Below are 17490 nucleotides of genomic sequence, written 5' to 3'. Positions count from 1 at the left end.
CAGGATAACCACTGCGCGGTGAGCGCTCGGCTCCCCTCCCTGAAACGCCCCAGAGCAGGCCCCCGCGAAGCTGCGGAAACCTGCTCTGGAGTGTGCGATCTCGGGGAGATCAGCGCTTCGAGTACTGCGGGGCCTTACGGGCCTTCTTGAGGCCGGCCTTCTTGCGCTCGACGGCGCGGGCGTCACGGGTGAGGAAGCCGGCCTTCTTCAGGGCCGGACGGTCCTCGCCCGAGTACTCGGTGAGGGCGCGGGCGATGGCCAGGCGCATCGCGCCGGCCTGGCCCGACGGGCCGCCACCGTGGAGCAGGCCCACGATGTCGAACTGCTCCTCGCGCTCGACGAGAACCAGCGGCGACTTGACGAGCTGCTGATGCACCTTGTTCGGGAAGTACTCCTCGAGGGTGCGGCCGTTGAGCGTGAACTGACCGGAGCCGGGAACCAGGCGCACGCGGGCGACGGCTTCCTTGCGGCGGCCGACGGCCTGGGCCGGCCCGCTCGAGACGAGCTGGGTCTCGACGTCGGCGACGAACTCGGAGCCACCGGCGTAGTCGGCCTCGGAGTAGTCCTCGGCGACCTCGGCGGCGAGGTCGGCCACCAGGTCATCGGCCACGTCGGCCTCGGGGGTGATGTTCTCGTCGGTCACTGGGCCACCTGCTTGATCTCGTAGGGCACGGGCTGCTGGGCGGCGTGCGGGTGCTCGGCACCGGCGTACACCTTCAGCTTGGAGGCGACGGAGCGGCCGAGCTTGTTGCTCGGCAGCATGCCCTTGATGGCCTTCTCGACGACGCGGTCCGGACGCGAGTCCATGGCCTCACCGAGGGTGCGCGACTTCAGGCCACCGGGGAAGCCCGAGTGGCGGTACTGGTTCACGCGCTCGCGCTTGTTCGACGAGATCGCGACCTTGTCGGCGTTGATGATGATGACGAAGTCGCCGGTGTCGGCGTTCGGGGCGAACTGCGGCTTGTGCTTGCCACGGAGGATGTTCGCGGCCTGGACGGCGAGTCGACCGAGCACCACATCAGTGGCGTCGATGACGTACCAGGCGCGCGTCACGTCCCCGGGCTTGGGGGTGTACGTGGACACAGGCGATACCTCTGTCTGTCTAGTGGGCTGCCGGCCGGTCGGGCGCTCTCCCCCTCGCGCGGCGGCCGGTGGTGACCCGCGCGAGGCGATCGACCGGTCCCGACAAGCGGGGCCGACACGAACGCCGAGGGTCTACATTACCGACCGAAGGCCTCCACCTCCAAGTCGTCACGGGGATCCGCTAGACTCTCCCCGGTTCCCGCCCTCGTAGCTCAGTGGATAGAGCACGGCTCTCCTAAAGCCGGTGTCGGAGGTTCGATTCCTCTCGAGGGCACCACGTCCGGCCGCACGAGAACTCCCCAGCCGGTCACCCCCTCAGCCGCGTCCCCGTCTTGGTGTAGATGCGGTTGAGGTGCCCTTCGACCGTGCGCTTGGACAGATGCAGCTCCGCTGCGATCTCGGCGTTGGTCAGGCCCCCGCCCGCAAGGTCGGCGATCTCGGACTCGCGGCGCGTCAGCGAGACCCCTGCGGGAATCGTCGCGGCCGGCCCGCCCAGCCCGACGAGGCCGGCGTGGGGACCGCGGATCTCGGTGGTCGCCAACATCCGCTCGGCCAGAGTGCACGTCTGCGATCCCGGCGTCGCCAGCGTGCGGGCACGTTCGGCAGCCGCCGCGGCCACCATGAGCAGCCCGAATCCGCGGGCCCGCCGGGCCACGTCGAGGAGTCGTCGGGGGTTCGCGAGCGCCATCGCCGCCAGGTCCTGCATCAGCGGCGCCACATCACCGCCGACGCCCACCTCCCCCACCATCCGGCACGTCTCGGGATCGCCCATCAGGACGCCGATCCACGCCGCGCGCACCGCTGCGCCGTGGACCCCGTCGGCGATGAGCTCGCGGACGATCCCGCGCGCGTCGTCCGCCCGCCCCTCGCAGTAGAGCACCCCCGCCTCGGCCGCTCGGATCTCGGGCCCGACGGGTGAGTTGGTGTACGAGGGCACGGCGTGCACCCGGCGCAGCGCCTCCCGGGCGTCGGCGCGCCGGCCGGATTGGGCGCAGGCCAGCGCGTACAGGGAGACGGCGCGGGGCAGGAAGTCCTCGGGGCCGTCGACCTCCATGGTGTCCACGGCGTCGGCGGCGGCGGCCACGGCGCCGGTCAGGTCCCCGGCACTGAGCGCGATCTCGGCCTCGGCCACGCGGCGCATGCCGTGGTCGATGCGCACGGAAGCGTCCTGCTCCACCTCGTAGAACGGCGCGAACTCGGCCAGCAGCGCGGTGACCCCGTAGCCGTGCAATACCACGGACAACAGCGCCGACAGGTACTCCTCCGACGCCCACGCATGATGGTCCATCGTGCGGGCCCGGCGGGCGAGCCGACGCAGGACGGCCAGCGCCTCGTCGGGCCTGCCGAGCGCGTCGAGCGCCAGCGCGTGGACCGCCTCGAGACGCCGCTCCCAGTCGGCCGGCGGCGGGGAGGTCAACTCGGCGTAGGCGCGGGCCGCCTCGCGGTGCCGCCCCGAGTAGGTCAGGTGCACCACGGTGAGGGTGTCGAGCACGGCATGGGCCTCATGTCCGGGCGGGAGGAGACGGTGGGCATCCCGGATCATGGGCAGGGCGGTGTCGGGGTGGCGGTCGCGGTAGTGGGCCAGGTCGGCACGCGCGGTGACCGTGCCGATCAGCACGCGGACGTATTCACTGCCGTCGACGTCGGCGCCGCGGATCCCTTCCAGTAACGCCTGCGCCTCGTCGAGCGCGGCAGCGGTCTCCTGCAGCCGGTCGAGCAGTCGCAGGCACGAGGCGCCGACCAGCGCGAGCTCGGCCTCCTGCAGCGCGGTCATGTCGAGCTCCGCGCGCCGGGCGGCGTGGCGGAGGTCGACGCCGGTGCGATAGTCGTGCGCGTCGAGCGCAGCGCGGGCGGCGGCGAGGGTGGTCGCGGCGTCGACGTCGCGCCCCTGCGCGAGCGCCCACAGGATGATCCGCGGGTCCGGCAGCGCACGACCCGGCCGCAGGTGCACGCCAAGGAGGCCGCCGTGGTCGCCGCGGGCGCCGCCGTGTTCGCCGCGGGTGTCATCCGTGCCGCCGATCGCCGCGCCGCGGAGAACTGCGTCGTAGACCTGACGACGACGAAGACCATCGGCCCCGTCCCGCAGCGCACCGGCCAGGACCGGCGGCTGCACGGTGAGCATCTCCACTCCGTCATCGGTGCGGGTGACGAGCAGAGAGCGGGCCACCGCGTCGCTGACCGCGCTCTCGCCGTGAATCGCCTCGAGCTCGGCGAGAGTGATCCGCCGGGCGAGTGCAGCGGTGGTCGTGGTGGTGAGGTTGTCGTCGTCGTCGTCGACCCACCGGCGTGGATCCGCGGCGACGCCGGCGACGGCCGCGGTGGGGTCCACCGTCAGGTCCAGGCGATCACCCGCGCGGCGGACGAGGCCGCGGGCGGCGAGGTCGTCGAACGTCACGCGGAGCGCGGTGAGGTTGCCGTGCGATCCCGCCCAGAGTGCCTCGACCAGGCGCGTCGAGAGGGATCGTCCCACGGCCGCGGAGACCGCGGCTTCGGATTCTCCGCGCGTGAGGGCGCGCAGGGGCAGGCGCGTGGTGCGGGCGGACACCTGATCGGCCAGGCCCGGCGGGAGCGCGGCGCCCAGCCGCGCGGACCCCACGACCACGGCGCGGTCGGGTAGCTCGGGCGAAGCCGGGGCGCGGCGGTCGAGGTCGTCCCACAACACCACGGGGACGCCGGCGGTGCGCAGGCCGTCCGCGATATCGGCCGCGCATCCACTGGCGCCGGTGCCCGGCGGGCCCACCACCAGCACGCCACGGCGTGTTTCGACGGCCAGGGCGACCGCCCGCGACACGGTGTCCGGCCGCAGTACCGCACGGGTTCTCTTCCACGCGGTCACAGTCGGCTCTCCCGTCCGGCGAGGAAAAACAGGTGTGTCGCACTCTATACCCGCGCCTGTCCCCCCACGCAGGATGAGTTCACTCTTACCGCGCCAGGTCCGGCGATCGAGACGATCGACCCGGGCCCGGCGCGACCCCTTCCCCTCTCGAGGAGTTCTCATGGCACGCCCCACTTCCGTCTCCGCAGCGTCCTGGATCTGGATGTTCACCGCCTTGTTCACCACATTCACCGTCGCCAACATCCTCACCGCCACCGAGATCCTGGTGGTCTTCGCCGACCTCAACGCCGGCATGGACGACCTCCCGCCCGGCGAGGCGTTCAGTTGGTTCGGCTGGATGCTGGCGATCGCCGCGATGGTCGCGATGGCCGTCCAGGTGGTAGCCGCGGTCAAGCTCCGTGACGGCGCTGTCTGGGCCCGGCTGGTCCTGTCGGTGTTCGCGTTCTTCTCGCTGCTGGGCGTGCTCGCGGACTTCACGATGGTCTCGGCGTGGCTGCTCCTGGCCGCCAACGTGGTGGCGCTGGTGCTGGCGTACGGACAGTCGGCGTCGGAGTTCCTGGAGCAGCGCCACAACACCCTCGTGTCGGCATGAGTGACGCCGCCGGTTGGGAGCGGCTCGAGGGCCGCGGACTCCCTGCCTGGTACGACGACGTCAAGCTCGGCGTGTTCATCCACTGGGGCCCGTATTCGGTGCCCCGGTGGGCGCCGCGGGTGCCGGACATCCAGGAACTGCTGCGCGACGGCGGGCCGAGCCAGATGCTCAAGGAGAACCCGTACGCCGAGTGGTACCTCAACACGATGCAGATCCCCGGCAGTCCTACCCAGGAGCATCACGAGGCCACGTACGGCGCCGACTACAGCTACCGCCGCTTCTCGGAGGAGTTCTCGCGTCAGGCCCAGACGGCGGATGTGGACCAGATCGCCGAGCTGGCCCAAGCTGCGGGCGCCGGCTATGTGGTGCTCACCACCAAGCACCACGACGGCTACACGCTGTGGCCGTCGGACCATCCGCACCCGAAGCTCGGTACGTACGGTTCGCCGCGCGACCTGGTGGGCGACGTCGACCGGGCCGTCCGGGCCCGCGGCATGCGCACGGGGCTGTACTACTCGGGCGGTTACGACTGGCCGTTCAACGATGCGGTCCTGACAGGCCCGGCCGACTCGGTGCTCGCGGTGCCGGCCGATCCGGCCTACGCCCGCTACGCCGAGGACCACATCCGCGAGCTGATCGAGCGCTACTCCCCCGCCATCCTGTGGAACGACATCGGCTGGCCGGCCACAACCGACCTGCCGGGCCTGTTCTCCGACTTCTACGACGCGGTACCCGACGGGGTGGTGAACGACCGCTGGGCGCAGACGGATCTCAAGCGCGGCGGCGGAACCGAGGCGGTGGTCCGCGGGGTGGCCGGCCTGGTGCAATTGGTGTGGAAGCTGATCCCGGCAGAGCACCGCGAGCTGACCTTCCCCGCGACCCCGCACCACGACTTCACGACTCCCGAGTACGCCCGCTACGAGGAGATCGTGACCAAGAAGTGGGAGACCACGCGCGGGATCGGCAACTCCTTCGCCGCGAACCGTAACGAGGATCCGGCGGACATCGTGCCGGCGCATGAGTTGATCCACATGCTCGTGGACGTGGTGAGCAAGAACGGCAACCTGCTGATCGGGGTGGGCCCCTTGCCGGACGGGTCGGTTCCGACCGAGCAGCAGGCCCCTCTACGGGCGTTGGGGCGGTGGTTGCACGAGAACGGCAGCGCGATTCGCGGCAGCCGCCCGTGGGTCCGTCCCGCCGCCACCGCGAGCGAGGGCACCCAGCTGCGGTTCACCCTCACCGGCACGGACGTCAACGTGATCACCCTGGGAACCCCCGCCTCTCGTGAGCTGGTGGTGCCGGGGGTGTCTGCCGGGCCGGATGCCTCGGCGTTGCTGGTGTCGACGGGGCAGCCGCTGGAGATCACCGCCAACGACGACGGTGTCCGCGTGCGGTTGCCGGAGCGTCTGCCGGTGTCGCCGGCGCACGTGATCCGGCTGTCGGGGCAGGTGAACGCAATCGGTCTGGCTTGATTGAAGTCAGTCCTCGGCGACGCTCACGGAGACCTCGATGTTGCCGGCGGTGGCCCGGGAGTAGGGGCATATTTCGTGGGCGAGCTTGGCCAGCTCGTTCGCCTGCTCGGTCTCGACGCCGGGCAGGATCACCTCGAGGTCCACAGCCAGGTCGATGCTGGCTTCACCGGAGCGAAGGAGCGAGACCCGCGCGCCCACGGACGAGCCGTCGATAGCGACCTTCCTGGTCCTCGCGGCGCTCTGCAGGGCCGAGTGGAAGCAGGCGGCGAAGCCTGCGGCGAACAATTGCTCGGGGTTGTTGCCCTTGCCTGACCCGCCGAGTTCTGTGGGCGGGGCCATCTCCAGGTCCACGGCGTTGTCGGCGGTCGCCACGTGCCCGTCCCGGCCTCCGCCGGTGGACAGTGCCTCGACGGAGTACAACGCGTCTGCCATGACAGTCTCCTTCGTGATGGGTGTGCTGCCGCCAAACGTACGCCGCGGTGGCAGGTGGGGTCGCCGACCGGAATAGGACGGAACCCGCGACCACCGGCGAGCAACCGCCGGGCTCAGCTCAATTCCTCGCGCACCCATGCGTGGATCTCGAGAGCCAGTTCCTCCGGTGCCTCCACCGGCAGCATGTGCCCGGTCTCGCGGATCTCCACGTACGAGACCGTGCCGCCCCCTCCACAAGCTTCATTAGCCACTGCCCACGCCCGCTGCGCGGCGGTCGGCACCACCTGGTCGTCGGACGCACCCACAATCAGCACGGGACACCGAGCCTGCGCGGGGAACGAGCTGCGATCCGCCCGCGCCCCCAGCGCCACTGAATGGGCCGCAAATCGCGCCGGGCCGTACCCGCGTGCTGCGCGCAGCCGCTCGGCCCGCACCTGCGGGTCCAGGCCACGGTCGTCGAAGTACACAAGTTTCATGCCGTCGAGGGCGATCTCCTCATACGCGTCCGAGCTCAGCCCCGCCGCCCGAGCCGCCCGGGCGGCAGCCGCGTCCGGGTCCTCCGCCCCCACGGGCGCGGTCACCAGCACGAGCCCGGCCACCAGAGTCGGGTGCCGTTCGACGAGGTGCATGGCCGCCACCGCGCCGAGCGAATGTCCCACCACCACACTGCCCGGAGCGATCTGTCCCGCCACCTCGTCCACGAGTACGTCGAGGTCTGGCACCGCCGGCAGGTCCAGAGCCCTCGCCGTGAGGTCCTCCGGCAGGGCATGGATCACGGGAGACCACGATTGCGCATCGCCGTGCAGGCCAGGGAGAAGGACGAGCTCGGTCATGTCCGGGACCCTACGCGCGAGCTCCGAAGGCGCCACTGGTCGACGAATTGGACGTCCGCGGTGATCGCGATGACCGGCCCCACCTCACGACGGGGCCCGCAGCGAAAGACGAGACGGTGAGATTGACGACGACAACGCCTCCCGACCAGCAGTCCGCGTCTAGGTAGGTTCTCGCTGGAGGTTTGTTCCCCTGCACGTCGACGAGCGCAGGCCCCTCAACGCAGGGCTACTTAGCCCCGCAGTCACCAGCTGACAATGCGCCTGCGCACGAGGTGGACGGGGCGAAACCCTGACGAGAAGATCGGCTGCCACCATCGAGCAGCGGCCGACCTTCGTCGTCTTAACCCAGTTGCCAGCTGATTGTCCGTAGCCAGCTACTGTTCCGCTGGACCGGACGGATCCCGATCCGGACCCGGTCGAACCGGCGCCACCGAGCAACCCCAGGCTCAGCGCCGCTCCATCCACAAGCCGATGATCCGCTCGTTTACCGCCGCCGTGGAGCCGTCTCCCCAGCGGGGGTAGTCGAACCAGATGCGCAGTGGCTCGCCGAGGGTGGGCACGTCGATGAATTGCAGCGTCCGCTGCGGGGAACCCAGCTCGCGCATGTCGAGGGTGCTGCAGGAGAGGACAGGCTCGAACCCGGTCGCGCACGCCACCTTGACGCCGGGCTCGACCGGGGTGAGCACGCGTGTGCCGACAACGGCCGGATCCCAGAACCCGGGATCGCCGGGCCCCATGACGTCGCTGACCACCATGGGTATCCCACGCGGGATCGGCGGGGCGGCGGGCTGGGCGCCGACCGGCGCGGCCCCGAGAACTCCCAGTGCACCAACCGACGCTGCAACAGCACCGGCGGCGGCGACGAACTGGAGACGGTGTCTCATCGATCTCCCAAACTCTGCGGGCGTGATGCCTACAAGCGTAGGCATAGCGTTGTGCGGCCGCGCCGGTTTCGCCTGGGATGACGACGATGACAACCCCGACCATCGGCGATACCGGCCAGTACGCGAACCCTCTCGACCGGATGCTCACCGGCCCGCTCACCCGCACACTGAAACCACGCGCAGCAGCGAACAGCCAACTTTGTGAGGGGTGGCGGTCATGAAGGTCGCGGTCATCGGGGCGACGGGCAATGTCGGGACGGCCCTCGTACGGGCGTTGGGCGAGGAGCCAGAGGTCACGGAGGTGCTGGGCGTGGCCCGCCGTCTCCCGGACGCGGCCAGTGCGCCGTACGACCAGGCGCGGTGGGAGGCGGTGGATTTGGCCGTCCCCACGCGCGATGACCGGGACGAGGACCGGGTGGTCGACCACCTGGCCGAGGTGCTGCGGGGCTGCGACGCGGCGGTGCATCTGGCGTGGCTGATCCAGCCGAATCACCAGCGCGAGCTGCTGCGCCGGGTGAATGTGGAGGGCACGCGCCGCGTGGCCGATGCCTGCGTGCGAGCGGGTGTCGGGCATCTGGTGGTGTCGTCGTCGGTGGGAGCGTACTCGGGTGTCGACGACGACGACCCACGCCCCGAGTCGTGGCCAGTGGGCGGCGCCGCGGAGTCGTCGCATTACGCAGTGGACAAAGCGGCGCAGGAGCAGGTCCTGGACGAGATGCAGGCCGAGCATCCTGACCTGCTTATCAGTCGGGTCCGCCCGGCGCTGGTGTTCGATGCCGACGCCGGCGCGGAGATCACCCGCTACTTCTTGGGCGCGTTGGCACCGGCGGCTGCGCTGCGGCCGGGCACTCTCCCACTGTTGCCGGTGCCAGCGGGGATCCGGGTGCAGGTGGTACACGCGGACGATCTGGCCGACGCGTTCTGTCGGGTATTGGTGCAGCGGGCCGCGGGGGCGTTCAACGTCGCGACGGAGCCGGTACTCCGGGCGCAGGAACTGGCCGACGTCGTAGACAGCGGCCGGTTCCTCGAGGTGCCTGCCGCGCTCATCCGCCCTGCAGTGGCGGTCGCGTGGAAGGCCCGGGCGGTGGCCGCGGATCCGGGCTGGCTGGACATGGGGATGCGGGTTCCCTTGATGGATTGTTCGCGGGCCCGCGACGAGTTGGGCTGGCGGCCGCGGAATGAGGCGGCGGAGACGCTGCGTGAGTTGTTGACCGGGATTGCTGACGGACAGGGCACCGCGAGCCCGCCGATGCGGCCACGTGAGCAGTGGCCGGTGGATCAGTCCCCTCCCGGCGGGGCGGATCCGTCTGGGGTCACGGGCCCTCGCGAGGAGTCCTCGGCCCATCGCCTGCCGGCGCATCTGGAGCGGGACGTGCTGGCTTTGTACCTGTCGGACCACCTCACGGGCGCGACGGCCGGACTGGGCCGGGCCCGCCGGATGGCGCGGGACTTCGCGGACACCGATCTGGGCCCTGACCTGGCCACGGTCGCCGACGACATCGCCAGCGAGCGCCAGTTCCTCGCCGAGCTGATCGAATCCCTACACCTGCAGCGGCGTCCCCACCGGCAGGCCGCGGCCGCGGTCGCAGAGAAAGGGGGACGGCTCAAGCTCAACGAACGCCTGACCAGTTCCCCCATGACCCCGGTGCTGGAGGTGGAGCTCATGCGTAGCGCCGTGGTGGGCAAACTCGGCGGCTGGGAGACCCTCGCCGCGCTAGCGCCGGACCTGGGCCTGCCGGTGGAACTGTTCACCTCTCTCGCCGACCGTGCACGTGAGCACGCCGACCTCTTCGGGCGACTCCACCAGCACATCGTCGGCGACGCCTTCCGCATCTCCGCGGAGTAATGATCGCTGGTCAAGGAATCAGCCCCACTGCCTGATCAGCTCCATACCAGGGTGAATGAAGACCCTTCCCCGTCCGAGGGCTCGCACCATCTACCGCTCGCGACGCCCGCGCTCTGCCCTAGGCCGTGAACGTTGTGCTGGGGCCAGCAGCCCCGGCATTCTTGAATCCGGCCGTCCCCTGCACCCGTATCCTGACCCCGGTGGATCCCTACGATGAGGTGGGGCGACTGCTGGACGGGCAAAGACCCATCCGGACACTGGCCAACGACGACGTGTCGACCTAGTGACTCTCCAATCCCACCTGGCGTAGTTCTCACCCCGGGCTCGGCCGCTGGCGGTGACTATCGCCTGATCGTCGACGAGAACGCGCTCGTCAGCGCCAGGATCGGCAGGCCGATGCACAGGTTGACGATCGCCGCCGCCACACCGTCGAGGAACGGGACCGTCAGTAGCAGCGGCAGCGCCACCGCTGCCACGGTCAGCAGTCCCACGGTCCAGGAGAAGAACTGCTGCGGGTTGGCTGTGCCCACCAACAGGAGGTACCAGAGCAGACCGGCCAGGATCGCCGCCACCGCACCGTAGATCGCGTACATGGTGGGTGTATTACCGCCATTGGCCCACGGTTGGCCGAAACGGTTGAACACCGCCTCCACCACCCAGGCGATCAGCCAGCCGGCGATTGCCGCGACCAGCGCGGTGGCCACCACGCTGCCGATGAACTTGCCCACGTCCACCGGCGGGCCACGCCTGGGCTCGGGGGCCGGCTCGTAGCCATCATCGGCCGGGTAGCTACCTGTCGCGTAGCCGTCGTCGTAACCCTGGCCGCCGCCCATCTGCGAATAGGCGCGCGAATCAGGCTGGTGCCCCATGCGTCGGGTCTGGTCGTCCTGTCCGGGATACATCGTCTTACCGCCTCCGATTCTCCTGTGGTGCTCACCGAGGGTAGTCGCTCACACCCACCTCGCGACATGACGCGGCCCGCCCGGCCGTCTCGTGACGACCGGGCGGGCCGGTGGGGAATCTCCGTGTGGAGTGGGCGATCAGTGAGAGATCGTCTTCTCCACGCCCACGCCCGTGAGGGACCGGACCTCCATCTCGACCCGCTTCTCGGGGAACTCGTCCTTCTTCCCGAGGAACGTGCCGATGATGCCCAGCAGGAACGCCAGCGGGATCGAGATGATGCCCGGGTTCGAGAGCGGGAAGATCGAGAAGTCCACGCTCGAGATCATCGACTTCTCGCTGCCGGACACGGCCGGCGAGAGCGCGATCAGCACCAGCGTGCTGATCAGGCCGCCGTACATGGAGAACAGCGCGCCGGTCGTGTTGAACCGCTTCCAGAACAGCGAGTACAGGATCGTCGGCAGGTTGGCCGAGGCCGCCACGGCGAAGGCCAGGGCGACGAGGAACGCGATGTTCTGACCCATGGCGCCGATGCCCATGACGATCGACAGGATGCCGATCACCACCACGGTGATCCGCGAGACCCGCAGCTGCGACTGCTCCGATGCCTGACCGTGCTTGATCACGCCGTTGTAGATATCGTGAGCGAACGAGGCCGAGGCGGTGATCGCCAGGCCCGCCACCACGGCGAGGATCGTCGCGAACGCCACCGCGGAGATGATGCCCAGGAAGATCTCGCCGCCCAGGGCGAAGGCCAGCAGCGGGGCCGCCGAGTTCACGCCGCCGGGCGCGGAGCTGATGACCTCCGGCCCCACCATGGCGGCGGCGCCGAAGCCCAGGACGAGGGTGAAGAGGTAGAAGGCGCCGATGAGCGCGATCGCCCAGGTCACCGAACGACGGGCTTCCTTGGCCGTGGGCACGGTGTAGAAGCGCATCAGCACGTGCGGAAGGCCGGCGGTGCCGAAGACCAGCGCGATGGACAGCGAGATGAAGTCCAGCTTGGACGTCTCGGTGGCGCCGTACTGCTGGCCCGGCTGGAGAAGGTCCTTACCGGAGTTGGCCACGGCCTCACCCAGCAGCGCCGAGAAGTTGCCGCGAACCGCGACCAGCACGAGCAGGCACATGATCAGCACGCCGCCGACGAGCAGGACCGCCTTGACCATCTGCACATAGGTGGTGCCCTTCATGCCGCCCACCAGGACGTAGACGATCATCAGGACGCCGACCGCGGCCACGACGAGAGCCTGGCCGGTGGAGTCGTTGATGTTGAGCAGCAGCGCCACCAGGCCGCCGGCGCCCGCCATCTGCGCGATCAGGTAGAACAGGCACACCGCGAGAGTGGCCAGGGCGGCCGCCATGCGGACGGGCCGCTGCTGGAGACGAAAGCTCAGCACGTCGGCCATGGTGAAGCGGCCGGTATTGCGCATGAGCTCGGCCACCAGCATGAGGGCGACGAGCCAGGCCACGAGGAAGCCGATCGAGTACAGGAACCCGTCGTAGCCGTTGATGGCGATGGCGCCGGCGATGCCGAGGAACGAGGCGGCCGACAGGTAGTCGCCGGCGATGGCGAAGCCGTTCTGGGGCCCGGTGAAGCTCGAGCCACCGGTGTAGAAGTCCTTGGCGGACTTGGTGGACTTGGAGGCCCGCAGTACCAGGGCCATGGTCACCACGATGAAGATGCCGAAGACGACCATGTTGAGCAGCGTGCTGCCCACCTCTTCGCCGGGCGCCAGTTCACGAATGTTGATCAGCCAGTCCATCAGGCAGCCTCACCTTCCAGCTCGAGGCGGATGGCTTCCGCGCGGGGGTCGATCTGCCGGTTGGCGAACCGGATGTACAGGAAGGTGATGAGGAAGGTGGTGACGAACTGCCCGAGGCCGATGATCAGGCCCCAGGTGATGTTGCCGAACACCTTGGTGCCCATGAAGCCCGTCGCGTAGATCGACAGGAGCACGTAGAGGAAGTACCAGACGAGGAACGCGATCGTCATCGGGAACACGAACGACCGGAATCTGCTGCGCAGTTCCTGGAACTCTGGGCTGGCCTGCATGGCCGCGAACTCCGCCGCATCCGGTGTGCGCCGTGACGCGCCCCCGGCCGACGGGTCTTGTGGTTGGGACACGGAGATCCTCCGTTTCGGGTTCTCAAGCCACACCGCGGTAGTGATGCGACTCACAGACATTGACCCGGGAAGTGTGACACGCAGCACATGATGACGCCCACACAAAACGCACAGTTTCCGCCGACCGCCGCGAAATGCCCGGTGGCCGCACCCCCATCGTGGGGATGCGGCCACCTCACATGGGGGCGGGCTCGCCCTGAGGGCTACCTGAGGATGCCTCAGGCACCGCCCCTCTGGCCGATCGCCTGGGCGAACACCCTGACGATCTCCTCCGGAGTCCTGGCGATGTGGCTGCTGCCGCCGGTGGCCTGACCGATCTCGGCCAGGGTCGCGGGGTCGGCGTCCTCGAGCAGGCCGATCGTCACCACCACGACCGGGCGGGAGGGGTCCACGCGCTCGCGCAGCTGCGCCAGGAAGTCCTCCCGGCCGAGCGAGGACGTGGCGTCGTTGGCGCCGTCGGAGATCACGATGATCGAGTTGATCATGTTGGGGTCGTAGGAGTCCCGGACCATGTCGTAGGCATCGAGCACGGTGCGGTAGAGGTCGGTCTCCCCGCCCACCAGGCCCGGCAGCGTGCCGAGTGAGCCGGCGAGCGTGTCGCGGTACGTGCCACCGCCGTCGACGGGGAGGTCCAGTCGTTGGAGCGGCGCCACCTCGGAATACGGCAGCCCGTTCCGGCCGGCGGCCCCGCCGAAGGCCCACAGACCCAGCGCGGCGTCGTCGGGGAATTGCCCCAGCCCGGCAGTGGCGGTGCCCACCAGCGCCTGGATGCGGGTCTGGTCGGTGCCGGGCATCACGAAGTCCATGGAGCCGGAGGTGTCCACCAACACCAACGAGCGGCCCGGCATGGACAGCAGCCGCCATCGCTGCAACGTGGTGTGCACCCTGTTGGGGTCGCGGACCACGAGCGCCTCGACCTCGCCCACCCCGGCACCGTCGGGGAGCGGAGCGCGGTCGGCGGTGCGGAACCCGTCCGCGGACAGGGCCTCGAGGTGCTCCTCGGAGGTGGTGGCCGCACGCAGTGCCTCGGCCGCGCCGGTCACCTCGTCCCGACGGGTGGGGTCCTGGACCGTCACGGCCATCGGGTAGGTGAGGAACACCGCGCCGGTCCTGGGCAGCACCAACTCGAGCCCGGCGTCGGGGGCGTCCTTCTGCACCAGCACCGCCTGCTGCTCGCTCACCACCGCGGCCCCGCCGTCGACCACCACGGCGTCGAGCATCTCACGCTGGGACGGCGGCACCTCCCTACGGCCGGCCTGTCCCTGGGCGAGCGCCGCCATGGACGCCCCCAGGGCGTCGTCGGTCGAGCGCATCGCCTCGACCTCGGAGGTGGCGGCGAGGATCGGGGCGTCGGCGATGCCGGAGCGTACCGGGTCGCCCATCGTCAGGCCGGGGGTGGCCAGTGCGGCGGCCCATGTGGAGGAGTCGAGCGGGGTGTCGCGGGCGGCGATCACCACGGGCGTGGCGGCCACGGAGTTGAGGACGGTGACAAACGGCACCTGCACCTCGTGCGAGACCTGGGACAGCCGCACCGCCGAATCGGGCACCCACAGGTCGGGGAGCTCCCCGCGGTCAGCGACGCGGGCGGAGATATCGGCCGAACTCAGGGCCTCCACCCGGAAGTCGTGGCAGCTGTCGGCCTGCTCGGCCAGTGTGCGTACATGCTCGGCGATGTCCGGCTCCGCGGCCACACTGATCGTGGCGGAATCGCCACAGAAGCCGCCGATCCCCGCCTTGGCCAAACCGGAGACCACCAGCCCTGCGACCAGTGCGACGGCGAGGATCACCGCCCCCACGATCACGACCCGCCGGGCGGTCGGGTTGGAGCTCTGCGGCGACGAGGAGTGCCTGGCCATCAGGTGGCGGCCTTTCTGATCACGCGGTACCCGGGGCCGTGCCACTCGCCCACGTCAGGGGGATCCGGGTCGGGCGCTGGAATAGTACCCAGCGTGTCGCGCCACCGGAGGCACCACCTCTTTCTACGCGCGCGGAGGAGACGAGCGCGGCACCTACCGCGGGGAGCGGTTCCGCGCCGGTCAGCGTCCCCGGAAGACCGGCGGCCGCTTCTCCTGCCGCGCCGCCCGGGCCTCGGCCATGTCCTCGCTGTACCACGCCCTCTGCTGCAGCTCCGTGTGTTCGTCCCGCGGGAGGAGGCGGGCGTCGTCGTCGTTGATCACGGTCTTGATGTGCCGGAGGCTCAGCGGCGCGGAGCGCGCGAGCTCCGCGGCGAGCTCCATCGCGGTGTCCAGGTCGCCGATCTCGTTGGCGAGCCCGATCCGGGCCGCCTCCTCCGCCCCCACCGGACGCGCGGTCATGAGCACCGAGCGGGCGTGCCCGCCACCCACGACGTTGGCCAGGCGCTTGATGGTCCAGTTGTCCAGCGCGAGCCCCACCTTGACCACCGGCACCGCGAAGACCGCACCGGGCACCACAACGCGCAGGTCCGCGGCCAGGGCCAGCTGGACGCCCGCGCCGATCGCCGGCCCGTTGACCGCCGCGATCACCGGCACCGGCACCGCCTCGACGGCCCGCAGCATGGCGGCGTGGGCGTCGACGAAGTCCGAGTTGTAGACGCCGCCGGACAGGTCCGCGCCTGCGCAGAACGCGGTCCCGGCGCCGGTGATGACGATCGCCCGCACGGGATCCTCGGCGTCGGCCTCGGTGGCCGCCGCCTCGACGGCCTCACGTAGGGCGGTACAGACCCGGGCGTCGAGGGAGTTGCGGGACTCGTGACGGTCGATGGTGACGACGACGACGGCGCCATCTCGGCGGGAGACGATCATGACCGAAACGATACTTCGGTGGAGCGGCGCCGCGGGACAGGCCGCGAATCGGATTCCGTGGCACGAGCGGCGGATCGACCGTCCGCGCTGGTGACGGGGCGCCGCCGTACGATTGTGGACATGGCTCGTATCGGTGCGCGGCAGATCCTCGACCTGGTCCTCGACGACGGCTCGTTCCACTCCTGGGACGGCCCGCCGCTGCGCTCCGCGCAGGTCGATTCGGTCCCCGGCTATTCCGAGTCGCTCGATCGCGCGGCGGAGAAGTCGGGGGTCGACGAGTCCGTGATCACCGGCGAGGGCACGCTCGAGGGTCGGCGCGTGGTGATCATCGCGTGCGAGTTCGACTTCCTCGCCGGCTCGATCGGCATCGCCGCCGCGGAGCGGATCGTGGCCGCGATCGAGCGCGCCACGGCCGAGGGACTGCCGATCCTGGCCTCCCCCACCTCCGGCGGCACGCGCATGCAGGAGGGCACCGTGGCCTTCCTGCAGATGGTCAAGATCTCCGCCGCTGTGGCCGGCCACAAATCCGCCGGCCTGCCGTACCTCGTCTACCTGCGCCACCCCACGACCGGCGGCGTGTTCGCCTCCTGGGGCTCGCTCGGGCACGTGTCGGTGGCCGAGCCCGGCGCGCTCATCGGCTTCCTCGGCCCCCGCGTCTACGAGGCCCTGTACGACGCGCCGTTCCCCGAGGGCGTGCAGGTCTCGGAGAACCTCGCCGAGCGCGGGATGATCGACGGCGTCCTGCCGCCCGAGGGGGTCCGCGATCTCACCGCCCGCGCGCTGCGCGTGCTGTGCCAGGACCCGCCGAGCGACGACGAGCCCGCCCCTCCCCGCGGCCCGCTCACCGGCCCGACCGCCGATGCCGTGCCTGCCGGGGCCGCTGCGGCAGACGAACCCGCCCGGCCCGACGCCTGGGACGCCATCACCCGCTCCCGCCGGCCTGACCGCCCCGGCGCCCGTGACTTCCTGGCCCGCGTCGCCCCCGACCGCGTCCCGCTCTCGGGCACCGGCCAGGGCGAGGACAGCGGCGCACTCCTGCTCTCGCTGGCCCGGTTCCGGGGCCAGTCCGCCGTGGTGCTCGCCCAGGACCGCGACGCCGAGAGCGAGACGAACCCGCTCGGCCCCTCCGCACTGCGTTCAGCTCGCCGCGGGATGCGGATCGCCGCGGAGATGGGCGTCCCTCTGGTCCTGCTCATCGACACCCGCGGCGCCGCGCTGTCCCGCGAGGCCGAGGAGGGTGGCCTGGCCGGGGAGATCGCCCGTAGTCTCGCCGACCTCGTCACGCTGCCCACCCCCACCGTCTCGGTGATCATGGGCCAGGGCACCGGCGGCGGGGCTCTCGCGCTCCTGCCGGCCGACCGGGTCCTCTGCGCGCGCCACGGCTGGCTCGCCCCGCTCCCGCCCGAGGGCGCCAGCGCGATCCTGTACCACGAGACCGACCGCGCCCCCGAGGTCGCGCGCTCGCAGGGCATCACCTCCGCCGACCTGCAGGAGGCCGGGATCGTGGACGTCGTGGTGCCCGAGCGCCCCGACGCCGCCGACGAGCCCGACGCCTTCTGCGACCGCCTGGCCGACGCCGTGGCGAACGCCGTCGTGGAGGTGCGCCGGCGTCCCCCTGAGCGGAGGTATGCGGAACGGATCTCCCGCTATCGCGGCCTCGGACTGCCACTAGAGTGAAGCCCGTCACAAGACCGTCGGCGTAGTCGG

Annotated in this window: 15 protein-coding genes and 1 tRNA gene; 5 read left to right on the top strand and 11 right to left on the bottom strand. The window is 70.5% G+C overall.

From position 1 onward, the window contains the following. Positions 1–109: 109 nt before the first annotated feature. Positions 110–643, bottom strand: coding sequence for a 30S ribosomal protein S9 (gene rpsI / locus K3888_RS10145; protein WP_230930148.1), 534 nt, complete (start codon positions 641–643; stop codon positions 110–112). Continuing rightward, on the bottom strand, positions 640–1083 hold the full coding sequence (gene rplM / locus K3888_RS10140) for a 50S ribosomal protein L13 (protein ID WP_230930147.1): 444 nt from the start codon (positions 1081–1083) through the stop codon (positions 640–642). The genes rpsI and rplM overlap by 4 nt, the downstream gene beginning before the upstream one ends. 201 nt (positions 1084–1284) lie before the next feature. Here rplM and K3888_RS10135 point away from each other — a divergent pair. Next, positions 1285–1360: transfer RNA gene (locus K3888_RS10135), tRNA-Arg, on the top strand. Positions 1361–1390: 30 nt separating this feature from the next. On the opposite strand, the gene K3888_RS17855 is transcribed toward K3888_RS10135, so the two are convergent. Continuing rightward, positions 1391–3919: a helix-turn-helix domain-containing protein gene (locus K3888_RS17855; protein ID WP_230930146.1), complete on the bottom strand. Its 2529-nt coding sequence runs from the start codon at positions 3917–3919 to the stop codon at positions 1391–1393. A gap of 160 nt (positions 3920–4079) precedes the next feature. Here K3888_RS17855 and K3888_RS10125 point away from each other — a divergent pair, with 160 nt between their 5' ends. Together K3888_RS10125 and K3888_RS10120 are read left to right on the top strand one after the other, a co-directional pair. Continuing rightward, positions 4080–4511 carry a hypothetical protein gene (locus tag K3888_RS10125; RefSeq protein ID WP_230930145.1) on the top strand — a complete coding sequence of 144 codons (432 nt, stop codon included), beginning with the start codon at positions 4080–4082 and terminating at the stop codon, positions 4509–4511. Beyond that, on the top strand, positions 4508–5983 hold the full coding sequence (locus K3888_RS10120; protein WP_230930144.1) for an alpha-L-fucosidase: 1476 nt from the start codon (positions 4508–4510) through the stop codon (positions 5981–5983). Before K3888_RS10125 ends, K3888_RS10120 begins: the two co-directional genes overlap by 4 nt. 6 nt (positions 5984–5989) lie before the next feature. Here the strand turns inward: K3888_RS10120 and K3888_RS10115 are convergent, their stop codons facing one another. The 3 genes from K3888_RS10115 to K3888_RS10105 form a co-directional block, all read right to left on the bottom strand. After that, the gene (locus K3888_RS10115; RefSeq protein WP_230930143.1) at positions 5990–6415 is read right to left on the bottom strand and encodes an organic hydroperoxide resistance protein; all 426 of its coding nucleotides are present in this window, start codon (positions 6413–6415) and stop codon (positions 5990–5992) included. A 113-nt stretch (positions 6416–6528) separates the two neighbouring features. Next, positions 6529–7248 (bottom strand): alpha/beta fold hydrolase, encoded by a 720-nt coding sequence (locus tag K3888_RS10110; protein ID WP_230930142.1) that lies wholly within the window; start codon positions 7246–7248, stop codon positions 6529–6531. A gap of 446 nt (positions 7249–7694) precedes the next feature. After that, positions 7695–8132, bottom strand: a complete 438-nt coding sequence (locus K3888_RS10105) for a hypothetical protein (RefSeq protein ID WP_230930141.1) — start codon at positions 8130–8132, stop codon at positions 7695–7697. 217 nt (positions 8133–8349) lie between these two features. Here K3888_RS10105 and K3888_RS10100 point away from each other — a divergent pair, with 217 nt between their 5' ends. Beyond that, complete coding sequence (locus K3888_RS10100) at positions 8350–9978, top strand: NAD-dependent epimerase/dehydratase family protein (protein ID WP_230930140.1); 1629 nt, start codon at positions 8350–8352, stop codon at positions 9976–9978. 341 nt (positions 9979–10319) lie between these two features. On the opposite strand, the gene K3888_RS10095 is transcribed toward K3888_RS10100, so the two are convergent. From K3888_RS10095 to K3888_RS10075, 5 genes are all read right to left on the bottom strand, one after another. Next, positions 10320–10880 carry a hypothetical protein gene (locus tag K3888_RS10095; RefSeq protein ID WP_230930139.1) on the bottom strand — a complete coding sequence of 187 codons (561 nt, stop codon included), beginning with the start codon at positions 10878–10880 and terminating at the stop codon, positions 10320–10322. A gap of 138 nt (positions 10881–11018) precedes the next feature. Then, on the bottom strand, positions 11019–12638 hold the full coding sequence (locus K3888_RS10090; RefSeq protein WP_230930138.1) for a monocarboxylic acid transporter: 1620 nt from the start codon (positions 12636–12638) through the stop codon (positions 11019–11021). Continuing rightward, positions 12638–12928, bottom strand: a complete 291-nt coding sequence (locus K3888_RS10085; protein ID WP_230930220.1) for a DUF485 domain-containing protein — start codon at positions 12926–12928, stop codon at positions 12638–12640. Before K3888_RS10085 ends, K3888_RS10090 begins: the two co-directional genes overlap by 1 nt. 290 nt (positions 12929–13218) lie before the next feature. Next, a complete protein-coding gene (locus tag K3888_RS10080) occupies positions 13219–14856 on the bottom strand; it encodes a substrate-binding domain-containing protein (RefSeq protein ID WP_230930137.1) in 1638 nt (545 codons plus the stop codon). A gap of 180 nt (positions 14857–15036) precedes the next feature. Further along, positions 15037–15783 (bottom strand): enoyl-CoA hydratase, encoded by a 747-nt coding sequence (locus tag K3888_RS10075; RefSeq protein ID WP_230930136.1) that lies wholly within the window; start codon positions 15781–15783, stop codon positions 15037–15039. A 120-nt stretch (positions 15784–15903) separates the two neighbouring features. On the opposite strand from K3888_RS10075, the gene K3888_RS10070 reads away from it, so the two are divergent. Next, positions 15904–17460, top strand: a complete 1557-nt coding sequence (locus K3888_RS10070) for a carboxyl transferase domain-containing protein (RefSeq protein WP_230930135.1) — start codon at positions 15904–15906, stop codon at positions 17458–17460. The last annotated feature ends 30 nt before the right edge of the window (positions 17461–17490 follow it).

The organism is Dietzia aurantiaca, assembly GCF_021033825.1.
Lineage (GTDB): Bacteria > Actinomycetota > Actinomycetes > Mycobacteriales > Mycobacteriaceae > Dietzia > Dietzia aurantiaca.
The sequence above is the reverse complement of the archived record's forward strand: the minus strand, read 5'-3'. Positions and strand labels throughout refer to the sequence as shown.